The 1518-nt window shown below is 48.4% G+C and carries 3 protein-coding genes; all 3 read right to left on the bottom strand.

Features of this window, described 5'->3' with window-relative positions; genetic code table 11:
- Positions 1-865 (bottom strand): beta-ketoacyl-ACP synthase II (locus A3751_RS19975; RefSeq protein WP_068458675.1); only part of this gene is annotated, 865 nt, incomplete at its 3' end.
- A 96-nt stretch (positions 866-961) separates the two neighbouring features.
- Positions 962-1195 carry an acyl carrier protein gene (gene acpP, locus A3751_RS19980; protein ID WP_068458536.1) on the bottom strand — a complete coding sequence of 78 codons (234 nt, stop codon included), beginning with the start codon at positions 1193-1195 and terminating at the stop codon, positions 962-964.
- A gap of 159 nt (positions 1196-1354) precedes the next feature.
- A complete protein-coding gene (locus A3751_RS21975; RefSeq protein ID WP_369821264.1) occupies positions 1355-1492 on the bottom strand; it encodes an SDR family oxidoreductase in 138 nt (45 codons plus the stop codon).
- Between the last annotated feature and the right edge of the window lie 26 nt (positions 1493-1518).

The following is a 1518-nucleotide window of genomic DNA, read 5'->3' on the forward strand; positions in this document are numbered from 1 at the left end:
GGGCATTTTCCATAGAAGCACGTGCGCCCTCGCCATCTTCTGAGGGCGAGGTGATATGAAAGGCATCATCACTCATACCAAAACCCACAACCTCCGCATAAATTTCCGCACCGCGAGCTAAGGCGTGCTCGTATTCTTCCAAAACAACGCAAGCGGCGCCATCGGAGAGAACAAAACCATCACGAGCCGTATCCCAAGGACGGCTCGCCTTTGTTGGCTCATCATTACGAGTAGAAAGAGCCTTCGCATTGGCGAAACCAGCCATAGCGACAGGAGTAGTAGCCATTTCCGCACCTCCGGCAAGCATCACATCTGCATCGCCGTAAGATATCGTGCGAGCGGCGTAGCCAATATTGTGCGTGCCCGTAGTACAGGCAGTAACAACTGCAATATTAGGCCCTTTAAAGCCATATTTAATCGCTACATTGCCAGAGATCATGTTAATGATCGCGCTTGGTACAAAGAACGGAGAGACGCGTCGCGAGCCAGATTTGTTATATGTATCCCGCATGGTCTCGATCATCTCGATACCACCGATCCCGGACCCCATCGCAACACCCGTTCGCTTTAGCTGACGCTCGTTCAAACCCTCTAGGTTCGCATCTTCGACAGCTTGCATACAGGCAATCATTCCGTAGTGCATAAATGGATCCATGCGCCTCGCTTCTTTGCGATCCAAATAATCACCAATATCCAAGCCTTTAAGTTCACCACCAATTTTTACGGGAAAGTCCGTGGTGTCAAAACGCTCTACAAAGCCTATACCGCTCTCTCCCGCTAGCAAACGCTGCCAAGTGTCAGCTACTGTATTGCCAAGCGGCGTCAAAGCACCAAGCCCCGTAACTACTACACGTCGTTTTGACATGAACTAACTCCGTAAAAAATTATAGGCGACGCAAATACCAAAAAACCGCCCAAAGCCGATTAGCTTGTGGACGGTTCGACGGTCGCGTTCGACTAATTATTGGTTAGCAATAATATAATCGATCGCTTCTTGTACTGTAGAAAGCTTTTCCGCTTCCTCATCAGGAATCTCTGTCTCAAACTCTTCTTCCAGAGCCATTACCAGTTCCACGGTATCAAGAGAGTCTGCACCGAGATCATCAACAAAAGAAGAAGTGTTTTGCACTTCAGCTTCTTTAACACCTAATTGCTCGCATACAATCTTTTTTACGCGTTCTTCTACAGTACTCATACATTCCTCTCTTAATGGAAACCGGTAGCTCAATTCAGCAGCGCCCCGTAAATCGTCTGAGCCCTCAAGCCGATAACGACCTCTTCTCGCGCTTCAGGCCAATTAATGCGTGCTAGTCTAGTTGAATCATTCAAGTGAGACAAGCATCTAAGCTATACCTTAAGACATATACATGCCGCCGTTAACATGGATCGTTTGACCGGTAACATAAGCAGCTTGGGTAGATGCCAAATAAGCGACGACAGACGCGACTTCCGCGGCAGTTCCGAGTCGACCAAGCGGGATCCTCGACAACATAGAGGCCTTATTATCCTCACTCAGTT

The organism is Oleiphilus sp. HI0080, assembly GCF_001635135.1.

Excerpts from the sequence above, each read along its gene's own strand:
- acpP (WP_068458536.1), bottom strand. The coding sequence starts at position 1,195 with ATGAGTACTGTAGAAGAACGCGTAAAAAAGATTGTATGCGAGCAATTA.
- A3751_RS21975 (WP_369821264.1), bottom strand. The coding sequence starts at position 1,492 with ATGTTGTCGAGGATCCCGCTTGGTCGACTCGGAACTGCCGCGGAAGTC.